General features: G+C 42.1%; 14 protein-coding genes and 1 pseudogene. 7 read left to right on the forward strand and 8 right to left on the reverse strand.

All coding sequences use genetic code 11. The features are described 5' to 3' along the window. Positions 1 to 311 precede the first annotated feature (311 nt). On the forward strand, positions 312 to 2423 hold the full coding sequence (locus tag ACFFAP_RS26915) for a TIGR00300 family protein (protein WP_375514101.1): 2112 nt from the start codon (positions 312 to 314) through the stop codon (positions 2421 to 2423). Positions 2424 to 2457: 34 nt separating this feature from the next. Next, on the forward strand, positions 2458 to 2985 hold the full coding sequence (locus tag ACFFAP_RS26920; RefSeq protein WP_375514102.1) for a DUF2085 domain-containing protein: 528 nt from the start codon (positions 2458 to 2460) through the stop codon (positions 2983 to 2985). A gap of 301 nt (positions 2986 to 3286) precedes the next feature. Here ACFFAP_RS26920 and ACFFAP_RS26925 read toward each other — a convergent pair. The 4 genes and pseudogenes from ACFFAP_RS26925 to ACFFAP_RS26940 form a co-directional block, all read right to left on the reverse strand. Further along, positions 3287 to 4071 (reverse strand): annotated as a pseudogene (locus ACFFAP_RS26925) (Rpn family recombination-promoting nuclease/putative transposase). Between the two features lie 220 nt (positions 4072 to 4291). Continuing rightward, complete coding sequence (locus tag ACFFAP_RS26930) at positions 4292 to 5164, reverse strand: S-methyl-5'-thioadenosine phosphorylase (protein WP_375514103.1); 873 nt, start codon at positions 5162 to 5164, stop codon at positions 4292 to 4294. Positions 5165 to 5508: 344 nt separating this feature from the next. Further along, on the reverse strand, positions 5509 to 6585 hold the full coding sequence (locus ACFFAP_RS26935; protein WP_375514104.1) for an AI-2E family transporter: 1077 nt from the start codon (positions 6583 to 6585) through the stop codon (positions 5509 to 5511). Positions 6586 to 6782: 197 nt separating this feature from the next. After that, a complete protein-coding gene (locus ACFFAP_RS26940) occupies positions 6783 to 6998 on the reverse strand; it encodes a DUF5670 family protein (protein ID WP_375514105.1) in 216 nt (71 codons plus the stop codon). Between the two features lie 246 nt (positions 6999 to 7244). Here ACFFAP_RS26940 and ACFFAP_RS26945 point away from each other — a divergent pair, with 246 nt between their 5' ends. Beyond that, on the forward strand, positions 7245 to 8369 hold the full coding sequence (locus tag ACFFAP_RS26945; protein ID WP_375514106.1) for a metallophosphoesterase family protein: 1125 nt from the start codon (positions 7245 to 7247) through the stop codon (positions 8367 to 8369). A gap of 153 nt (positions 8370 to 8522) precedes the next feature. On the opposite strand, the gene ACFFAP_RS26950 is transcribed toward ACFFAP_RS26945, so the two are convergent. From ACFFAP_RS26950 to ACFFAP_RS26965, 4 genes are all read right to left on the reverse strand, one after another. Further along, positions 8523 to 8954, reverse strand: coding sequence for a nucleoside deaminase (locus ACFFAP_RS26950; protein ID WP_375514107.1), 432 nt, complete (start codon positions 8952 to 8954; stop codon positions 8523 to 8525). 89 nt (positions 8955 to 9043) lie between these two features. Further along, positions 9044 to 9379, reverse strand: a complete 336-nt coding sequence (locus tag ACFFAP_RS26955) for a hypothetical protein (RefSeq protein ID WP_375514108.1) — start codon at positions 9377 to 9379, stop codon at positions 9044 to 9046. Continuing rightward, complete coding sequence (locus tag ACFFAP_RS26960) at positions 9354 to 9800, reverse strand: hypothetical protein (RefSeq protein WP_375514109.1); 447 nt, start codon at positions 9798 to 9800, stop codon at positions 9354 to 9356. The genes ACFFAP_RS26955 and ACFFAP_RS26960 overlap by 26 nt, the downstream gene beginning before the upstream one ends. A gap of 192 nt (positions 9801 to 9992) precedes the next feature. Further along, the gene (locus ACFFAP_RS26965) at positions 9993 to 10505 is read right to left on the reverse strand and encodes an NUDIX hydrolase (RefSeq protein WP_375514110.1); all 513 of its coding nucleotides are present in this window, start codon (positions 10503 to 10505) and stop codon (positions 9993 to 9995) included. 166 nt (positions 10506 to 10671) lie between these two features. Between ACFFAP_RS26965 and ACFFAP_RS26970 the strand changes: the two genes are divergently transcribed. From ACFFAP_RS26970 to ACFFAP_RS26985, 4 genes are all read left to right on the forward strand, one after another. Further along, the gene (locus ACFFAP_RS26970; RefSeq protein WP_375514111.1) at positions 10672 to 11724 is read left to right on the forward strand and encodes a dipeptide epimerase; all 1053 of its coding nucleotides are present in this window, start codon (positions 10672 to 10674) and stop codon (positions 11722 to 11724) included. Continuing rightward, positions 11708 to 12754, forward strand: a complete 1047-nt coding sequence (locus tag ACFFAP_RS26975; RefSeq protein ID WP_375514112.1) for a DUF1611 domain-containing protein — start codon at positions 11708 to 11710, stop codon at positions 12752 to 12754. The genes ACFFAP_RS26970 and ACFFAP_RS26975 overlap by 17 nt, the downstream gene beginning before the upstream one ends. A 311-nt stretch (positions 12755 to 13065) precedes the next feature. Next, the gene (psb34, locus tag ACFFAP_RS26980; RefSeq protein WP_375514113.1) at positions 13066 to 13236 is read left to right on the forward strand and encodes a photosystem II assembly protein Psb34; all 171 of its coding nucleotides are present in this window, start codon (positions 13066 to 13068) and stop codon (positions 13234 to 13236) included. Positions 13237 to 13472: 236 nt separating this feature from the next. After that, positions 13473 to 14219 (forward strand): Uma2 family endonuclease, encoded by a 747-nt coding sequence (locus tag ACFFAP_RS26985; RefSeq protein WP_375514114.1) that lies wholly within the window; start codon positions 13473 to 13475, stop codon positions 14217 to 14219. The last annotated feature ends 61 nt before the right edge of the window (positions 14220 to 14280 follow it).

Consider the following 14280-nt stretch of genomic DNA (forward strand, 5'->3'; position numbering starts at 1 on the left):
GCTGAGTCTAGTTTATTGAGGAGACTAAGCTAGCGATCGCACCCAAAAATGATGAGGGCAGGGGGCAGGCAAGACGAGAGCGTAGCCGAACGGGGGCAGGGGGAGCAGGGCGAGAATACTAATGACAAATGACTTTTGCCACCTTCTCTACTTATTACCATCTTCCAGTAATAGAATTAAGAACGAAGCCTTTGTAAAGCCTTCAACTATCAAAAGATAGAAGCTCTAGTAGCAGATTTTACCGAATGTCAGTAAATCGAAAATCTGATCCCAAGTAGGCTTGTAGCATATAAAACGCTTGTAAGATTTTTATGACTTCCCGTATTCGCTTTTTGATGTGCCCTCCTGACCATTACGATGTGGACTATGTGATTAATCCTTGGATGGAAGGGAATATTCACAAGTCATCGCGCGATCGCGCCGTGGAACAGTGGCAGGAACTACACCAGATCCTTAAACAACACGCCATTGTAGACTTAGTACCACCTGAAAAAGGTTGGCCTGATTTGGTTTTTACCGCCAACGCTGGCTTGGTACTGGGGGATAATGTCGTCCTCAGTCGTTTTTTACATAAAGAACGTCAGGGAGAGGAACCTTTCTTCAAACAATGGTTTGAGGCAAATGGTTATACAGTCAATGAACTTCCCAAAGATTTGCCCTTTGAGGGAGCAGGGGACGCACTACTGGATCGAGAAGGACGCTGGTTATGGGCGGGATACGGTTTCCGCTCAGAATTAGATTCTCACCCTTATTTAGCTAAATGGCTGGATATTGAGGTGCTATCCCTGCGACTCATAGACGAACGTTTCTATCACTTAGATACCTGTTTTTGTCCCCTAGCAAATGGCTATTTGCTATATTATCCAGGCGCTTTTGATTCTTACTCCAACCGCTTAATCGAAATGCGAGTTGCACCTGAAAAGCGAATCGCACTTGAAGAGGCTGATGCAGTCAACTTCGCTTGTAATGCGGTGAATGTAGATAGCATCGTCATCATGAACAAGGCGAGTGATGCTTTGAAAACCCGCCTTGCAGATGCAGGTTTCCAAGTGCTGGAAACACCGCTTACCGAATTTCTCAAAGCTGGTGGTGCGGCTAAATGCTTAACTTTGCGGGTAACAGAACCAGTTAGAGATGAAATTCATGCCAATGTCTCGGTAGAAAGCCGTGTCATTCGCATGGAGGGACACTTGCTCGACGCAGGCTTAATTAACCGCGCTTTAGATTTGATTATAGACGCTGGGGGAAGCTTCAAAGTCCTGAATTTTAATTTGGGAGAACAGCGCCAAAGTACCTCAGCCGCCGAGGTTAGGGTATCAGCGCCATCCCATGAGGTGATGGAAGAAATCATCTCTCGGTTGATTGAATTGGGTGCTGTAGATTTACCCCATGATGAGCGAGACGCTAAACTAGAGCCGGTAATTCAAGATGGGGTTGCGCCCGATGATTTCTACGTCAGTACAATTTATCCTACTGAAGTGCGAATTAATGGTCAGTGGGTGAAGGTGGAAAATCAACGCATGGATGGCGCGATCGCAATTACCCAAACAGCCAATGGCTTCGTCGCTCGGTGTAAAATACTACGCGATTTAAAAGTTGGCGAACAGGTAATTGTAGACGTGCTAGGTATCCGCACCATCCGCAAAACTGAATCGCGGGAACTACGCAGCACCCAAGAATTCAGCTTTATGTCGGCGGGGGTTTCCAGCGAACGGCGTGTGGAATTAGTTGTTGAGCAAGTGGCTTGGGAATTACGGAAAATCCGCGATGCTGGTGGTAAGGTAGTTGTCACGGCTGGGCCGGTGGTGATTCACACTGGTGGCGGCGAACACCTAGCGCAACTGGTTCGGGAAGGATACGTACAGGCGCTACTGGGTGGTAATGCGATCGCAGTTCACGACATCGAGCAAAATATCATGGGCACTTCCTTGGGTGTAGACATGAAGCGGGGTGTCGCCGTGCATGGTGGACACCGCCATCACCTGAAGGTAATTAATAGTATCCGCCGTTATGGTAGCATTCCCAAAGCTGTGGAGGCGGGGGCAATTAAAAGTGGCGTGATGTATGAGTGTGTCCACAATAATGTGCCTTTTGTGCTTGCGGGATCGATTCGGGATGACGGGCCTTTGCCTGATACCGTAATGGATTTGATTCAAGCACAGGAGGAATATGCTAAACACCTAGTAGGTGCGGAGATGATTTTAATGCTGTCATCAATGCTGCACTCCATTGGCGTGGGGAATATGACTCCGGCGGGGGTGAAAATGGTGTGTGTGGATATTAATCCAGCTGTGGTGACTAAGTTAAGCGATCGCGGTTCTGTAGAATCGGTAGGTGTGGTGACAGATGTGGGATTGTTCCTCAGTCTGTTGATTCAGCAGTTGGATAAATTGACAAGTCCTTATGTTAATAAGGTAGGTTAAGAAAATAAACCACTTCAGGCGCAGAGAAAGGGAGATGACAAGAGTAGCTTTCAGTGAAGAGTTGCAGGTTAATTGGATCAGTTTGATTGCTGATTTCTTGTTGGTAGGGATGGTTTTTGGCCCGCCGATTGCTCCCTTTTTGGCTGCGTCTGGAGTGTCTTTGCTTCCAGAGATTGCGGACATCATTTATTTCATGGGTAATCATGTCTGTCCACAACCAACTATGGGGTTAGATTTTGCACCACCGTTTATTATGGCTGTGTGTATGCGGTGCTATGGCACTGTCACGGGTTTGCTGATTACTCGTCTGCTGTATGGACTAACTGGTGGTAAAGGTTTTTACTGGTTGAATCAGTATGGCTGGAGTGGTGTGGCGATCGCAAGTGTGCTGATGATGGCTTATCCTTTGGAATTAGCAGCACAGATTTTTGGTTTGTGGAGTTTTAATAACTATCTGGTTACGCCTTTTGGGTTGATTACAGGTTTGGCGTGGGGATTGTTTACTATGCCGGTTTTGCATGGGTGGCGGGGTGTTAATAATGAACTTCCCCGGCCCATCTAAGAAGATGGACGAGGTAGTTCATAGGAGGCAAAGACGGGGGGACGCAAATTTTAGTAATGAGCGATCGCCTGTATAATTTCACATAATAGTGCCACAGCTACGCCCGTCGTAGACATCACTTTTGCTCTAATTTAAGAAACTATTCTGACTCGGAGAATTCCCTAATTCTGCTCAATACTGTTCGGTTAAGCCTAAAAAATAACTCCAATGTAGGTTGGGTTTCGTTCCTCAACCCAGCCTACAAATTTTCTTAACAGAGCAGTACTGCAATTCTGCTGTATTAATTTTGATTTTGTGCTAATCAAGCTTCTAAATCGGTTAAACTCGAAAAATCAAGTAAAGCCTCTGCTAAATTATCCAATTGTGTTGAGTCTAAAGCTTGAATTTTCAATAGTTGTGCAGGTGGAACAGTTCCGACTTTACGGCGAAGTAGTCGGATAACAATCGATAAAGCTTTTTCCTGCTGGATATCCTGATAAATTACAGACTCGCGCATAGCATCACTCCGTAATAACCTTTTAATCAGTTCCTTGTTTAATACTAACCCTAAGCTTTCACTGCCGTTGACGCAGCAATATTATTTTGTGTTCGGGTATCGTTTATTTGCTCAATAGCTTCAGTAACCTGTTGTAATGTTCGCGTTTTATCCCCAGTTTGACTGAGGGTTGCGAACGGTAACAAACCAGGAGTATTTAAAAATATCTCGCTTGGTTGTTCCTAAAGACGAATGACTCCAAATTCATGACGGGTATTTTCTAAAACAAAAGCTGTTTGTTGGACTAATTCAGATGTGGTAGGTTGCAGGTAAATGACAACTCGATGCATTCGCTTTTGGGGAAATCTGCGATACACCCTTAATCGATAATCACTCATCCGAAAAGGAATTTCGGCTTTTGCTTCGGTTTGAAATTCGATATGCAGAACAATTTCATCTGACTGTAACAGAATTAACGCATCTGCTCGAATCGGTTCGAGGGATAATTCTGATGGACTGAGTTGGGTGAGTGCAATAGATTCGCCAAGTAACCAGGTGGCGAAATCGGCTGAAAATGACTCTGCTAAAAAGCGACAGACGTTATCAAACATAGACAGGTATTATATCAGCGAGGTCTTGTCTGTCATTTGTCATTAGTTATTTTGTAAGAATTCAGGAGACGCGATTAATCGCGTCTGTACAGAAATCAGGAGTCAGAATGGCTGGAAAATCAAGGGTGGTAAGGCTGTTTGATTTTCTTCAAATTATGAAATTGGGGTCTTCAAGTCTTATAAATTCTGGATTCTGGATTCTGGATTCGGAATTTTTATACTATAAATACTTCTGCAACAATAACCCTAACTTTTCCTTCGTCGCGGCTGGTGCTTTATCCAACTGAGTCAAAATCGCATACTGCAACGCCGAATGCGCCTCACTCGGCGGTGGATTTTCACTCAACCGTCGCACAGTTTCTTGAATCACCTTTTGAGCATTCACAGCATTCCGCAGCAAATTGCCAATCACCAATTCCACCGTTACACTGTCATGATCTGGATGCCAACAATCATAATCTGTTACCAGCGCTAAAGTTGAGTATGCAATTTCGGCTTCCCTTGCCAACTTCGCCTCTGGTAAATTCGTCATCCCAATGATTGTTGCACCCCAACTGCGGTAAAGATTCGATTCCGCCTTTGTGGAAAAAGCTGGCCCTTCCATGCACACATAAGTGCCGCCGCGATGGAGAGTAACTTCTGGTAAATTGAGAGATGCGATCGCATCTGCCAACACACCAGCCAAATTCTTACAAATTGGATCGCCAAAAGCAATGTGAGCAACAATTCCCTCACCGAAAAACGTTGAAATCCGATTTTTCGTTCTGTCTATAAACTGATCTGGCACTACCATATCCAGTGGTTTCGCCTCTTCTTTCAAGGAACCCACAGCACTAGCTGAAATTAAATACTTCACACCCAATTGCTTCATTGCATAGATATTAGCGCGAAACGGTAACTCAGAGGGTAAAAGCGTATGATTGCGTCCATGACGCGCCAAAAAAGCTACCCGTGTTCCATCCAATGTCCCCAGAATCAAAGCATCAGATGGTGAACCAAAAGGAGTCTCGACTCGCACCTCTTCTAAATCTTTAAGCGCATCCATTTTATACAGACCACTACCACCAATAATCCCAATACTAGCTTGAGGCATGATTCTAAACCTGTTCCTTGCTGATCTGCTAAGTTATTTTATCGAATTAACCCAAAATAGGCGTTTTGCTCACATTCATATAGTTTCCCTTTTGTCAACATAATATTAAAAGACTACCTCTCTAGCTAGCTTATTGGACATCCCGCAATCTCAAAAGGTTGTTTACCAAAGGCGATCGCCTTGGCTCTAAAAAACTCCAGTGTCCCAACCAGCCAGTTAGTGGATAATTTTTGGTTATAACTATGCCTAACTTTTTACCAATGTGTAAATCTCAATGTTATGCGTTTTGGCATTTAGTTATAGCACACAAAAGTGGATCAAACATTTGCTGAAAAATTGCTTAGTTAGTCGTTCGATTTAACATCTATTTTACTTTCAATTCCTACTTCCTCTAAAGCAGGTTCTTCAAGCGTAAACTCATCAATAAGCGTAATTATCACTGCCGCCGCAGGCACTGCAAGCAGCACACCAATAAATCCAAATAGCTTACCCATCACCAGAAATGTTACAATCACCATCACCGGATGGATATTAACTTGCTGACCCATCACCACAGGCTGAACAACATGGGCATCTATTTGATTCATTACAAAGAAAAGTATCAACACAAATACTAGCTTTAGCGGTGAAATACTCAATGCTACTAATGCTGGTAAAAAAGCACCAATAACCGAACCAAAGTAAGGAATTATTTCAAATAAACCTGCAATAATCCCAAATGGCAGGGCTGAGGGAACCCCCAAAATCAAAAGTCCAAAAGTTGCTCCAGCACCCAGAAATATCATCGCTATCCCTGTCCCAAAAATCCAACCCCGTAATCTTGTCTCGCAAGCCTTAAGAATTCGTTTAAACCGCTGATGATGTCGCCTTGGTACTAATCTTAAAATCCCTTTCACTAAGGAATTAGGATCGTAAGCCATGTAAAGCGCTAGAATTAACGTCGCTACCAACTCCACGGTTAAACTCAAAGCTTCACCTAAGAAAACTGGTACTCCACCCAGTAACTGGTCAGTCAAGTTCCGTAATTGTATTAGTGCTTGGGAAATGTCCGGAATAAAAGTGAATTTCTGACGCAGTTGCTCTACATCTCCTGTCAATCTATTGAGATAAGTTGGTAATGTTTTTATTAATTTTTGAGATTCAAATGTCACACTAGGTAAGACTACAGTAGCTAATACTACAATGAATCCAACGATTAATCCAATTAGTAGCAGAACAGCAACATCCTGTGATTTGACTAACTTTTGCAAAAACCGTAATAGCGTTCGCAAAATTAAAGCAATCAATGCTGCAACAACTAAAAGTTCTAATACTGGTAAAAGTTGGTATAGGATGTAGAGTGCAACAGCTACCATTACTGCCAATGGCGCACCACGAGTTAACTGCGACCATCCATTTTCTGTATCTCTGAGATTCGCCATTATCACTTATTCTTCTATTTGAATTTTCAAAATTTAGTGCCAGCGACGGCGTAGAATTGTTATCTTGTTTCAGCTTATATCGACCAGATAATAATTCCCGAAAAATCAATCTTTTCAAAAAATCTACGCTGACATCTCAAGCTGATGTATCTAATTTAACTAGCTAAACTTGAAGTAGTAAAAATGTCACGAGTTATTTATTCATATATCACGCGCTTTGAAAAAATTATAGATTCTTGGGCAATGGCTAAAAGCAACACTGCATGAATTAAATTTCCGGCAATATTATGAAGTACCAGTCCTAATGCCCAAAAAGCAATCAGTACAACAATACCCCAAAGTATACTCAACATATATTTGCTCTGAGTCAAGTAAGTTTTAATTTGTTCATATATTTTACTCCCTAGTTTCACTTTTTATTCCACACTGATTGAGATAGACAACTTTCACTTTCTTTAAGCAGGGCTATTTAAGCAACAAACGCTTGTCATTTGCACTTGGAGTGTTCTTGAGCGCTATAGGTCTTTTTTCGCGTGTGATTGACGCTTAATGTATACAAATATTAAGTAGACGCACTCCTACACAGGGAAACAAAGCAAGCGTTATACTTTTGGGAAAAGGCTTGTTTTAACCTCTGCTTTTAACATTTTCATAAATCAATGGCTCTCAATTTTCGCTTTGCGGTAGTCAGTGACTTACACCTGGCACTTCCCCACACAATCTGGGATCATCCCAGCCGATTCCATCTAGTAGAAGTCAGTATCTCGGCGTTTCAAAGTGTACTAGAACATTTAACACAACTCGATTTAGATTTCTTGTTGTTGCCAGGAGATTTAACCCAGCACGGCGAACCAGAGAACCACGCCTGGTTGCAACAATATTTAGCCCAGCTACCTTTTCCTGTCTATGTTGTTCCTGGTAATCATGACGTTCCTGTGCTGTTGGCTGATCAACAATCAATTGCTTTCGCGGATTTTCCCTACTATTACACTAAGTTTGGCTACGAAGATCCCCAACAGATTTACTACATTCGTCAGTTATTGCCTGGAGTTAAGCTGATTGGACTGAATTCTAACTCTTTTAATGAGCAGGGTGAGCAAGTGGGGTGTTTGGATGCCAAACAGCTACGGTGGTTAGAAGAGGTGCTGGCGGCATCTGCTGATGAATTAGTTCTGGTGATGGTGCATCATAATGTAGTGGAGCATTTGCCCAATCAATCAAGCCATCCATTGGCAAATCGCTATATGTTGGCGAATTCAGCAGAACTATTGCAATTGCTAAGGCGCTACGGAGTCAAGCTAGTGTTTACAGGACATTTGCACGTTCAGGATATTGCTTACTCAGATGGAGTATATGATATTACCACTGGTTCTTTAGTGAGCTATCCTCACCCTTATCGGGTGCTAGAGTTTCATCGGGATAACCAAGGTAAAGAATCGTTGCAAATTTTATCCCATCGAGTAGAGTCAGTGCCTGAGTTCCCCGACTTGCAACAGTCATCGCGGCGGTGGATGGGCGATCGCTCTTTCCCCTTCTTAATCAAGCTACTAACTCACTCTCCATTAAACTTACCATTATCACAGGCAAAAGAATTAGCTCCTAGTTTGCGCGAGTTCTGGGCAACTATTGCCGATGGAGATGCAGTATTAGATTACCCCCACTTTCCCCTAGAAGTGCGGCGTTACATTCAGTCCTATGGTGCATCGGCGCAGCCCAACCCAAATATGGCTAATAATGGAACTCTGACGCTGATTGATAATAACAGCACACTTTTGCTAGGTTAGGAGTGATGAGTCTCCGTGTGGAGGTAACTTTTTTGTCTCGGTTAAAAGCTTGGTGACCTTTTAGATAGCGATCGCTCCTACCATAATTCTCCTATAAAAAGTCATCAAGACGCGGGCAACTCCAAACCCCTGTACAGACGCGATTAATCGCGTCTATTTACCGATATCTTCATTCCAAAGTTCCGGGTTAGTTTCAATAAACTCACTCATCATTTGTTCGCAATCGTCAAGATTAAGATCAATTACTTCCACACCGTGAGATACCATAAATTCTTTAGCACCAGGAAAAGTTCTGGATTCTCCGACGATGACTTTCTTAATACCAAATTGTACCACTGCCCCAGCGCACAGGTAGCACGGCATTAAAGTTGAATAGAGTGTAGTACCTCTGTAGCTGCCAACTCTCCCAGCATTACGGAGACAATCGATTTCAGCGTGGGTGACGGGATCTGCCTCTTGTACACGTTTATTGTGTCCTCTGCCAATAATATTGCCATGCTTGACGAGAACCGAACCAATGGGAATTCCACCTTCTTGTCTGCCTTGTTTTGCTTCTTGAATAGCAGCTTCCATAAACTCATCCATATTAATTCTCCTTTTATGACAAAACAACAAATATTTAGGCATTCTGGTGCAGAGACTTTTTTAGGTATGGTGCTACTTAATACAGAGAATTACTCATAGCGTGCCTTTTTAAATTTAATCACCTCAATTACATCATCGTGTCTTTGCCCCTCGATAATATCCTTGAGATGAATTTGCCCATTAATGTATTGAACGTGGATGCGCCAACCTGAGACTTTATCGATATCAGCACGATAAATTGCCTGCTTCACACCTTTTACTTTGTACAGCCTCGTTTTTGGAAATTTTCTTGTTCTGTGACACTCGTTATCTTCAAGTTCTGCCAAGGCTTCAAGAAAAGCAATCTTTAGCTCGTCATCTGGCAAAATTTTCATGGCTTGATAAATAATTCCGTATTGATCACAGAGGGTAAGGGTTTGTGTCATAAACCAACTTACAAGATCCGGCAGTTTCTCGATTGTGGTGGAGTAAGCCTTGATACAAAGACTCTGCCACACCTTTATACGCCTTATCGAGGTCATCGTGTTTGACCACTCGAAAAAGAGTAAAAATAACCTGCCCAAAAATTGGATCTTCCTCAACTGTCAAAATCATTTTTAGTTTCTGCGAAACTCTTAGTGTGTACAGCGAAGATTCATAGCCATTAATATCTGACGGTAGGGGAAGACGACGCAACTTACGATAAACGTCAGCTTTTTGAGTTGGGAAAAGGCTGGCGCAATCATTAATTTTTTTAACCGTTGTGGCTTTTTCATCTTCACTTAGCCTGCCAAGATCCTTTTCAAAGCTTTTTGTTGACTCAATTAAAACATCCACGTTACGAACCGCCAATTTGAATTTAGCCACTTGCCCTCTGTCTTTAGCATAGTAACAGTGATATACAGAAAAATTCTGTATATCATTTTTACGAGGACATTATATGGAAACTTTATTAATATTATTCTATGCCAAAATGCCCAAAAAATCTGCTGTAAAAGCTTCACGATACGATTCGTCTCAAGAATTTTTTTACAAAACAGAAGATACATACAACGATTATTAATAATTAGTAAAATTTAAACCTAAGAAGAGAGCCGCAATAGTTCCCGCCACAGAAATTTCACCTTGGGCAATTTTGTCTAAAACTGATTTTACAGGAATTAATACAACTTCAATCTCTTCTGTAATATCTAGTTGTTGCTCTCCAACTTTGTTCACATTTTCTGCTAAAAATAAATGTATTTGATTCGTATCTTTACTCGGCTTATCATATAGAGTTCCGATTTTTCTCAATTTTTGGGGAATATAACCAGTTTCTTCTCTTAGTTCTCTAATTGCTGCTACTTCTGCACTCTCTTTTGTCGGGTCAAAATTCCCTGCTGGCAATTCTAAGAAAAATTCACCTACTGCATGTCTATATTGCCGGACAAAAAGAATTTCTTTGCTACTAGTAATAGGTAAAACCATCGCAACGTCAGGCTTAATACTGACAAAATAATCAGCTATAATTTTACCGTTAGGTAATTCTATTTCATCTTGCCTCACCTGACACCAAGGGTGATCTAAAACCATTTTTTATTTTAAAGTATTCCATTTTTTTAAGTCGTTCATAAATAAAAAGAATGTATAAAATCTTTGGTGATCAAGCAATGAATGTAAAAAAGTATAACAGATGCATCTGATAATCTAAACTTTGAACTTACACTGGCTTTTGCAAAATATAATATGTATAACAAATATGCAAATAAATATAAATTTATTTACAGTAAACAAAAGGTTTCCGTTGACTATTAGTCGGGGTACAACAGCACAGACAACTAATGTATGGGTGAGAATTTCAGACGATGGGATCGAAGGCTGGGGGGAAGCGTCGCCATTCGGTGTAGGTAATCATCGGCAATCAACTGATGCAATCAAAGACGCCCTACAGCAAGTTGTGCCACTGTTGCAAGCATTCAGCCCTTTACAACGACAGGAAATTGAGCAAGTTTTAACACAAAACCAGGTTCCTTCTGCTGCAAGAGCTGCCTTGGATATGGCAATGCACGACTGGTTGGGTAAGTGCGTAGGTTTACCCTTGTGGCAAATTTGGGGACTTGATCGCAATCAAATAGTCCCGACTTCAGTCACAATTGGGATTAATTCACCTGAAGGTGCTAGGGCGAGAGCGCGAGACTGGTTACAATTTACAGATGTCCGCCTTTTCAAAGTCAAGCTAGGTAGTCCAGATGGCATAGATACAGATAAAAAAATGCTCTTAGCGGTGCGAGAAGAAGCACCATTACTTGAATATTTTGTTGATGCTAATGGGGGTTGGAGTTTAGAAGATGCGATCGCAATGTGCAATTGGCTAGCTAATTTAGGTATAAAATATGTAGAACAGCCATTACCACGGGGGCAAGAAAAAAGTTTAGCAAAACTCAAAGAACACTCTCCCCTGCCCATCTTTATCGATGAAAGTTGCTTCACAAGCTCCGATATTCCCCATTTGGCAAACTACGTGGATGGTATTAATATCAAACTGATGAAATCAGGGGGACTAACCGAAGCAATGCGAATGGTACATACAGCGCGAGCATATCCGTTGCAAGTAATGTTTGGTTGCTATTCTGACAGTTCGCTAGCTAATACAGCAGCATTACAGTTAGCGCCACTAGCTGATTATTTAGATTTAGACAGTCATCTCAATTTAATCGATGATCCCTTTACGGGTGCATTGCTAAAAGAAGGCAGAATTTTGCCAAACGATTTACCAGGTTTGGGGGTACAACACAGTGCGTCTACCACTTAATCAACGAGTAGCTATTTTACTTCATGAACAAATTAGCGGGCCTCACGGCAAAACAGGGCTAGCAATTTTACGTTATAGTGAAGCCCCAATCGTAGCAGTAATTGATCGCGAGTCTGTTGGCAAATCCCTACCAGAATTAACAGGTATCAAGCGTGATGTGCCAATTGTGGCATCGGTAGCGGCAGCCCTTGAGTACAAGCCAGAAGTTTTGGTAATAGGTATTGCCCCAGCAGGTGGTGTCATACCAGATGATTACTGGGTGGAAATCAAAGACGCTTTAGAAGCTGGAATGTCGCTGGTAAATGGTTTACATACACCAATGGAGAACATACCAGAGTTAAATGCACTACTCAAACCAGGGCAAGTAATTTGGGATGTACGCAAAGAGCCGTCTAATATAAATATTGCTAGTGGAATGGCACGCACCCTTTCCTGTCGGCGGGTTTTGACAGTGGGAACCGACATGGCGATCGGTAAAATGTCAACTAGTCTAGAGTTACATTGGGCAGCAAAACAGCGAGGCTGGCGTTCTAAATTCCTCGCCACCGGTCAAACTGGGGTGATGTTAGAAGGGGACGGCGTGCCTTTAGATGCCGTGCGGGTAGACTTTGCCGCCGGTGCTGTGGAACAGATAGTTATGCGCTATGGCAAAAACCACGACATCCTGCACATTGAAGGGCAAGGTTCACTGCTACACCCTGGTTCAACAGCAACCTTACCCCTAATCCGTGGTTCGCAACCAACCCAACTGCTGTTAGTACATCGTGCGGGACAAGTTCATGTACGTAATCATCCCGATGTACTAATTCCACCAATACCTGAGGTGATTCGGCTTTATGAAACTGTTGCTAGTGCTGGTGGTGCCTTTGGAAGTGTTCCTGTAGTGGGTATTGCTCTTAACACAGCCCATTTAGATCAGTCTGCGGCAGAGGATGCGATCGCTCAAACAATAGCAGAAACTGGTCTACCTTGTACTGATGTAGTCCGCTTTGATGCCAATGTGCTTTTGGATGCAGTAATAAATAATTAGATGTAGATTTATACTTCATCTAAAAATGATTGCAACAGATGCAGCGCTAAATATGATTACTAGTGGAGACGCGAAATCGCTAGGCGAACGTGTTTCTACTCTTTTATACCATTTTGGATTTTAGATTTTGCAATTTTTTAAATTGCGTAAAATATGGCGCTTTCGGCGGTTGGAGCAGCTTCGCCTAAATCCCCTATGGCTGATAAGTAATTTTTACCCAGCTTATCAGCATTTTTTTGTCAAGCCATATTGACATTTTGTAACAATATTGTTAAATTTAGTTACATAAACAAACAAAAAAAGAAAAAACTATGTATACCACTGTAAATGAAGACGGCATTATCAATAACTACGCAGCTGAACCCAAGATGTACCACGCCGAGTACCCGGCAATTTGGGAACAACGTAAATACGTTTTACAGAGTCTTTTTGCTACTTTAATAGTCACGACTTTAGTTTTGGTTGGTTTTAGCGTTAGCTAAGATTTTTCGATTTCGGTATCGCTGTATCTCATCGTCATTCATACCTCTCTCTCTTACCTCGGTTAGTTTCGCCGGGGTTTTTTTGTATTTTACACCTGTGGGTTGGCTTTGCTTGCCAACTCTTGGAGACGCTGTTCGCGTTAGGCATCGCATCCCAAACGGCGACATTGTAAAATAACTGCGATCGCCCATAAAATAAAGACAAAAGAAAGACAAATCAATAAAAAGGGGTGTTTATGACAACCCAACTCGGTGAAGCTAAATCTTCAATAGAACTGATAATATCTTGGGAAGCGTTGCCCGCAGATTTTCAGTTAGAGGATGAACCAGTGGAAAATACAGGTCAGCCACTATTGGCTGGTGCTTTGCGCGAAAGCCTTGAGATAAGTGGTTTCATCCAACCGCAGATGTTGATAGCCTCGAATTTTGGACTTTGTGCAACGATAAACAAGCAATTTGTAGCTAAAGCACCCGACTGGGTTTATGTGCCATCAGTAAATCAAGTTTTAGGAGAACGCAAAAGCTATACACCCAATTTAGATGGAGATATTCCGGCAATTGTAATGGAATTTCTATCTGATACTGAGGGTGGAGAATACTCTTTTAAGCGAACCTATCCACCAGGAAAATGGTTTTTTTATGAGCAGATTCTTCAAGTTCCAATTTACGTAATTTTTGACCCAAATGGCGGTTTGTTAGAATTTTACCAACTCGAAAACAGCCGCTACGAGTTAAAGCAACCGGATGAAAATGGTCGTCATTGGATTGATTCAATGGGTTTATTTCTGGGAACTTGGCAAGGAACAAAAGAAGCCAGAACTGGTTACTGGTTGCGCTGGTGGGATGAGGCAGGTAATTTGTTGCTTTGGGCAGTGGAACAAATTGAACAGGAACGCCAGCGTGCCGAACAGGAACGCCAGCAAAAAGAACGGCTAATTGCCTATTTACAATCTCAAGGTATTGATCCAAATAATTTGCAATAGCATATATATAGCAATCCGATTTGATTCGGTGAATTACTCGTAGAGACTCAATACTTGGGAC

Source organism: uncultured Nostoc sp., assembly GCF_964245575.1.
Classification (GTDB): Bacteria; Cyanobacteriota; Cyanobacteriia; order Cyanobacteriales; family Nostocaceae; genus Nostoc.

Bases quoted from the DNA above. Each gene is read 5' to 3' on its own strand.
- ACFFAP_RS26965 (WP_375514110.1), bottom strand. From the start codon at position 10,505: ATGGTTTTAGATCACCCTTGGTGTCAGGTGAGGCAAGATGAAATAGAA.
- ACFFAP_RS26970 (WP_375514111.1), top strand. From the start codon at position 10,672: ATGCAAATAAATATAAATTTATTTACAGTAAACAAAAGGTTTCCGTTG.
- ACFFAP_RS26945 (WP_375514106.1), top strand. From the start codon at position 7,245: ATGGCTCTCAATTTTCGCTTTGCGGTAGTCAGTGACTTACACCTGGCA.
- ACFFAP_RS26955 (WP_375514108.1), bottom strand. From the start codon at position 9,379: ATGACACAAACCCTTACCCTCTGTGATCAATACGGAATTATTTATCAA.
- psb34 (WP_375514113.1), top strand. From the start codon at position 13,066: ATGTATACCACTGTAAATGAAGACGGCATTATCAATAACTACGCAGCT.
- ACFFAP_RS26935 (WP_375514104.1), bottom strand. From the start codon at position 6,585: ATGGCGAATCTCAGAGATACAGAAAATGGATGGTCGCAGTTAACTCGT.
- ACFFAP_RS26985 (WP_375514114.1), top strand. From the start codon at position 13,473: ATGACAACCCAACTCGGTGAAGCTAAATCTTCAATAGAACTGATAATA.
- ACFFAP_RS26920 (WP_375514102.1), top strand. From the start codon at position 2,458: ATGACAAGAGTAGCTTTCAGTGAAGAGTTGCAGGTTAATTGGATCAGT.
- ACFFAP_RS26950 (WP_375514107.1), bottom strand. From the start codon at position 8,954: ATGGATGAGTTTATGGAAGCTGCTATTCAAGAAGCAAAACAAGGCAGA.
- ACFFAP_RS26930 (WP_375514103.1), bottom strand. From the start codon at position 5,164: ATGCCTCAAGCTAGTATTGGGATTATTGGTGGTAGTGGTCTGTATAAA.
- ACFFAP_RS26915 (WP_375514101.1), top strand. From the start codon at position 312: ATGACTTCCCGTATTCGCTTTTTGATGTGCCCTCCTGACCATTACGAT.